This is a genomic window from Streptosporangium sp. NPDC050148 (assembly GCF_055586505.1).
Genome location: NZ_JBVJIA010000074.1, coordinates 1 through 5290, shown reverse-complemented (window position 1 = coordinate 5290; position 5290 = coordinate 1). Strand labels below are relative to the sequence as shown.

Annotated in this window: 5 protein-coding genes; all 5 read right to left on the bottom strand. The window is 75.6% G+C overall.

Annotated features, from left to right (window positions below; all coding sequences use genetic code 11):
- Positions 1-313: 313 nt before the first annotated feature.
- The 5 genes from ACZ6RT_RS37410 to ACZ6RT_RS37390 are packed head-to-tail and all read right to left on the bottom strand — an operon-like array spanning position 314 to position 5146.
- Positions 314-1489 carry a M16 family metallopeptidase gene (locus tag ACZ6RT_RS37410; RefSeq protein WP_470158857.1) on the bottom strand — a complete coding sequence of 392 codons (1176 nt, stop codon included), beginning with the start codon at positions 1487-1489 and terminating at the stop codon, positions 314-316.
- A gap of 1 nt (position 1490) precedes the next feature.
- Entirely contained in the window at positions 1491-2711 is a 1221-nt protein-coding gene (locus ACZ6RT_RS37405) for a M16 family metallopeptidase (protein WP_399186070.1), read from the bottom strand.
- Entirely contained in the window at positions 2708-3607 is a 900-nt protein-coding gene (locus tag ACZ6RT_RS37400; protein ID WP_470158855.1) for a phosphotransferase, read from the bottom strand. The genes ACZ6RT_RS37405 and ACZ6RT_RS37400 overlap by 4 nt, the downstream gene beginning before the upstream one ends.
- Entirely contained in the window at positions 3604-4185 is a 582-nt protein-coding gene (locus ACZ6RT_RS37395) for a flavoprotein (protein WP_399186072.1), read from the bottom strand. The genes ACZ6RT_RS37400 and ACZ6RT_RS37395 overlap by 4 nt, the downstream gene beginning before the upstream one ends.
- A complete protein-coding gene (locus ACZ6RT_RS37390; protein WP_399186073.1) occupies positions 4178-5146 on the bottom strand; it encodes an LLM class flavin-dependent oxidoreductase in 969 nt (322 codons plus the stop codon). Before ACZ6RT_RS37390 ends, ACZ6RT_RS37395 begins: the two co-directional genes overlap by 8 nt.
- Between the last annotated feature and the right edge of the window lie 144 nt (positions 5147-5290).

Here is a 5290-nt window from a genome sequence, read left to right as displayed (position 1 = left end):
GCTGGGCCAAGGCCGGGGTGTTTCAGGGGTTGGTGGACGCGCTGCTCGTCGAGGCCGCTTTGCGTGGGCAGGTCGGGCTGGAGGTGGTCAGTGTGACTCCACGATCGTGCGGGCGCGTCAGGAGCCGGCCGGGCCGGCGGTCGCCGGGGAGTACCCCGGCCTGCTCCAGAGCCGTCTTGAGCGAGAGCGTTCCCGTACGGCCGGAACCAGCCCCGATGACCTGTATGGCCTTTGGCCGTTTCCCCCGGAGACCGTGCGGCGGCTACAGGGGAAATGTCCATCATCGCCGGAGGCCGGCGAGGAGTCCCGCCGGTCACAGGGACAGGGGGGAGGCGAGCGTACCGGGGTCGGCGGCGACCAGGCCGGAGAAGCGCCCGGGCGCGAAGAAGTCCTTCGCCGCCGCCACCACGTCGCGAGACGACACGGCCGCCAGGCGGCGGGGGAAGTCGAGCAGCCACAGCGGGTCCCTGCCCTTGGCCGCCATGTCGGCGAGGGCAGAGGCGAAGGCCGCACGGGGGGCCAGGCGGGTGGCCATGGAGCCAAGCGCGTAGGCCCGGGCGGAGTCGATCTCCCGCTCGGTGGGAGGGTGCGTGCGCATCCGGCGCAGCTCGGCGGCCAGCACCTCGAGCGCGGCGCCGGTGGTGGCCGCCGCCGTGTCGGCCTCGATGGCCAGCAGTGCGCTGCCGGGGTGGGTGTCGAAGAAGGTCGTGACGCCGTACACGTAGCCCTTGTCCTCGCGCAGGCTCCTTGACAGCCGGGAGGAGAGGTAGCCGCCCAGCACGTTGAGGGCCAGGAAGAGGGCCGGATAGCGCGGGTGCTCGACCGTCACCGCCTGCGCGCGCAGGCGGACGCGCGACTGCGGCGCGCCGGGCCGCGGCAGCAGCGCGAGCCGGCCCCCCTCGATGGGGGGAAGCGGCGGCAGGGGCGGGGCGGGGCACGGGGGTGTCGGCCAGCCGGCGAGCGCCTCGCCGGCGGCGTCGGCCAGGCTTTCGGGGTCGTCCCGGCCCAGGATCACCAGGACGGCGCCGGACGGGTCCAAGGGCCGCTCCGGCCACCGCCCGACGTCCTCCTCGCTCACCTGGAAGGCCACCGGGTGATCGCCGAACAGGTGCCGCGCCAGCTCGTGCCTGACCGTGATGTCGGGGTGCGCGCGCACCATCTTCAGCTGGGCGGTCAGCTGCCCGCGCGCCGGCTCCACCTCGGCCTCGCCGGGTACCGCCCGCACCGCCTGCGCCAGCGCCGCCGCCAGCGACCGCGGCTCGGGGCCGTGGGCGGTGACGGTCATCTGGTGGACGTCGGCCGCCGCTTCGAGCTCCACGTCCGACTCCACGTCCTCGCGTCGCGACAGGCAGGCCGCCAGCAGCATGGACGAGGCCAGGTCGCCCCGGGCCGGGCAGGGCCGGGGCAGGTGCAGGCGCGCCTCGACCAGCGGGGTGACGCCGTGGCGCAGGGCCAGCACCCGCAGGCCGTTGGCGAGCGTACGGTCCACGTCATTCCTCCTTCGGGCGGACGGTGAGCAGCGCGCGCGAGTCCGGGCGCAGGCCGCGCGCCGCGGCCGCCACGTCCGAGGCGCTCACCCCGGCGTAGATCTCCGGCAGCCGCACGGCACGCGAGGCGTCGCCGAACAGCAGCTCGAAACGTCCCAGCAGGCGCACCCGGTTGGCGATGCGGTCCATGGACCGGTGATGGGAGGTGAGCCAGGAACTGCGGCAGCGCCGCAGCTCCTGCTCGCCGGGCCCGTCGCCGGCCAGTGACTCCAGTTCGGCGTCCACGGCGGCCAGCACCCGCTCGGCGGGCACCTCCCTCGGGTGCACCGCGGTGAGCACCCACATGTCGGGGTCTCGGGCGTCGAGGAAGTCGAACAACCCGACACGCGCCGAGAAAGTGATGGTGTGTCCCGTCTCGCGGCGCAGGCGTTCGCGCAGTCGCGGCCTGCCGCCCCCGGCGAGCAGGCCCGCCAGGGCCGACAGCGCGACGTGGGCGCCGGATGCCGGGTCGGGCACCCGGTGGCCGACGGCGAGGGCCGGCAGCGGCGCGAGCCGGTCGACGTAGGAGGCCTGCCGCGGCCCGGCCGACGGCTCCCACCAGGAGACGGGCGCGGGGGCGGGCCTGGCGGGGATCTGCCCGAAGGTGCGTGCGACGACCTCCAGTACCGCCTCCGCCGAGACGTCCCCCGACACCGTGACTACGGCGTTGGCCGGGCTGTAGTGGCGTTCGAAGAAGGCCTCGCAGTCATGGAGGGTGACGCGGCGCAGGGACTCGTGGTCGCCGTACCCGTCGTGGGCGTTGGCGGCGTCGCGAAACAGCACCGGCGACAACCTGGGCCAGGGAAAGCCGCCGTACGGTTTGCGGAGCTTCCCCAGGATCTCCTCGCGCACCACCGAGGTCTGTGCCCGCACGGCCCGCTCGGTGATCTTCGGGGCGCGCATGCGGGCGGCCTCCAGGGCCAGCACCCGGTCGAGGGCTTCGGCCGGGACGACGGTGTAGAAGTCGGTGTAGTCCTGCCGGGTCGAGGCGTTGCAGAACCCTCCGATGCCCTCCACCTGCTGGAAGTGCCCCTCGAACATCAGGTGCTCGAACAGGTGGGCGAGGCCGGGGAAGCCCTCGCCCCGGAAGCCGACGCCGTAGTGGACGGCGACGGCGGCCACCGGCGCGGAGCGCTCCTCCTCCACGACCACCCGCAGGCCGTTGCCCAGTGTCAGGCGCCTCATCGCCGGATCAACCGCCCGGCCCGCGCCGCGTCGATCACGTCGGCGACGATCCCGAGGTAGTCCAGCAGGATGTCGTGCCATTTGACGTACGCGGCGAAGTCGTGCACGTGGCTCAGGAAGCGCACCGTCGCGGCCCTGCCCACGGCGGCCAGGTCCAGGGGGCCGCCGTACCCGTCCAGCACGCGGCCGATGAGGGCGTCGTGGTCGAGGGTGGCGCGCCCGAACCGGCCGGCCAGCTCGCGAAACTCCACCAGTTCCCCGATGAGCCAGCCCACGTCGGACTCCGGTGCGCCGGCGCTCAGGTCCTCCCCGGTCAGCAGGGCGCCGTCGCGCTCCGCCGTCAGGGGCAGCAGGGTGCCCAGGCTGGGGGCGCCGTGCAGCAGCACGCGCGGCCGTGCCGGCGCGCACCACGCCGCGACCGCGGCGCTGCGGCCGGGGCCGAGGATGTCGGCCGCGTGCCGGTGCAGCCGGGGCGCGGCGCCGGGCCCGTCCCCGTCCTGCAGCCACGACAGCAGCCGCCGCGGGCCCTCGGGGGCCGGCAGGCCGCCCTGCGGGGCCGGCGTGCCGTGCAGCCGGGCGAGGGTCGCGCCGGTCTGCGCCAGGGTGTCGGCGATCCGGGCCGTGCCCGACGCGCCCCGCAGGAAGACGCCCGCCAGCGAGCCGACCTGATCGGTCCGGTAGCTCATGCCGGTGCCGTCGCCCCGCTCGGGCAGCACGAGCCTGACCGGTCCTGCGGGCAGTGCCCGGACGGCCGCGAGCACGGCGGCGCCGGGCATGCGCATCGCGTCGCGGCGCTCGGGCCCGGGCCGCCGGGTCCACAGGTAGTCGTCCTCGCCGTGCCTGACGATCGTGGTGTGCAGGAAGCCGGTGCCGAACGACTCGATGATCTCGCTCATCGCTCCTCCCGCTCGCGCCGTCGCTCCAGCTGTTCGATCAGGGTGGACAGGGGAGCGGCCGCGAGGGCGTCGCGCTCCCTGGTGTGGGTGCTCAGCGTGGGCACGGGGTCGGCGACCACGACGTTGGGCCGGTCCTTGAGCGCCGCGAGGTTGCGCCGGTAGGCATAGGAGCCGGCCGCGCCGGGCGGCAGGGCGGGCGCGATCCCGATCAGCGCCGACGTGCACTGCAGCGCCAGCAGGGCGGGAGTGTCGCCGCTGCCGCCGGCGAACCGGCTCAAAAAATGGTAGGTCGCCGGGTAGACCAGGACGGTGTCGGGCCAGCTCGCGTACTCCACGTGCGGCGAGCCCGGCTCCGGGTCCTGCGGCCAGACGTCGAGCGGCACGTCCCTGCCGGTGATGGCCGCGACCGACTGCCGGGTCACGAAGCGCTCGGCGCTTCGGGTCAACACCACCCGGACCTCCAGCCGCGGGTAGCCGTGCCGCAGCCAATTGAGCCAGTACGGCAGGAAGGCGGCGCCGAGCGACCCGGTGGCGAGCACGAGCAGGCGTTCGGCGCCGAAGGGCGGCGCGCTAGTCATCGGCGCCGGCCATCGCGTCGAGGATCTGCTCGGCGTCGGCCAGCGCGGCCTTGTACCCCTCGGTCCGCATCACCCCCGCCGGGTTGAGAACGATCTCCCCGACGCCCGCCTCGCGGTAGCCGCGCAGGCGCTCGGCGACCTCCTGCGCCGTGCCGTACACGTAGACCCCCGCCTCCACCAGGGCGGCGGCGCCCGCGCGCGGGTCGGCCGGATCGGCGCTCACCCCGGCCCGCCTGAGCATGTCGGTGTAGTGCGGCGCCCGCAGGTGGTGCCCGGCCCCGGCTTCCGCGAGCCTGCGCGGGTCGCGGCCGACGTCGGCCAGCGCCACGTGCACGACGGCCGCGACGCGAGGCGGCGCGCCGCGGTGCGCTGCGCCCTCGGCCAGGGCGGGGATCAGCGTGTCGCGCACGTAGGCGGGCGGCGTCATCCAGGTGATGGCCACGTCCGCGACGGCGCCGGCCTTGCGTGCCATGCCGGGGCGCAGCACGCCCAGGCCCACCTCGACGGGGGCGTGCCTCATCGGGGGCAGCCCGCCGCCGCCGGCGGCGTACGCCTCGCGGGAGGTGGGGGGGATCTCGCCGTCGAGGATGGTGCGCAGCGCCCGGGCATAGTCGGCCGCGGCCGTCGCGGGCCTGTCGTAGGGCGCGCCGCGCAGCGCCTTGACCAGCTCCGCGGTGGCGGCGCCGTACCCGGCGACGACCGGCCTGCCGGTGAGCACCGCCAGGCTGCGCGCCTGGGCCGCCGCCTCCAGCGGGTGGCGCAGCGGCATCAGCGTCACCCCCAGCCCGGCCGCCACCTTGATCCCCCGGCCCGCCAGGTAGGCGATCGTCTGGTGGGACTCGGCCGCCACCGATTGCCCCAGCCAGAGTCGGCCGGCCAGGCCGCTTCTCACCAGTTCCCCGAAGGGCACGACCACATCGGGATGCGGGGGCTGGAGCGGGAACAGCAGTGCGGGAGCCATGAACCCTCCTAGGTGTGTGTCGCCTCCCGAGCCGTGGGGGGGGGGGGGGGGGGGGGGGGGGGGGGGGGGGGGGGGGGGGGGGGGGGGGGGAGGGGAGGGGGTGGGGGGGTGGGTGGGGGGGGCAGGCGTGCGGTTGGGAGAGTG

Excerpts from the sequence above, each read along its gene's own strand:
- ACZ6RT_RS37405 (WP_399186070.1), bottom strand. The coding sequence starts at position 2,711 with ATGAGGCGCCTGACACTGGGCAACGGCCTGCGGGTGGTCGTGGAGGAG.
- ACZ6RT_RS37390 (WP_399186073.1), bottom strand. The coding sequence starts at position 5,146 with ATGGCTCCCGCACTGCTGTTCCCGCTCCAGCCCCCGCATCCCGATGTG.
- ACZ6RT_RS37400 (WP_470158855.1), bottom strand. The coding sequence starts at position 3,607 with ATGAGCGAGATCATCGAGTCGTTCGGCACCGGCTTCCTGCACACCACG.
- ACZ6RT_RS37395 (WP_399186072.1), bottom strand. The coding sequence starts at position 4,185 with ATGACTAGCGCGCCGCCCTTCGGCGCCGAACGCCTGCTCGTGCTCGCC.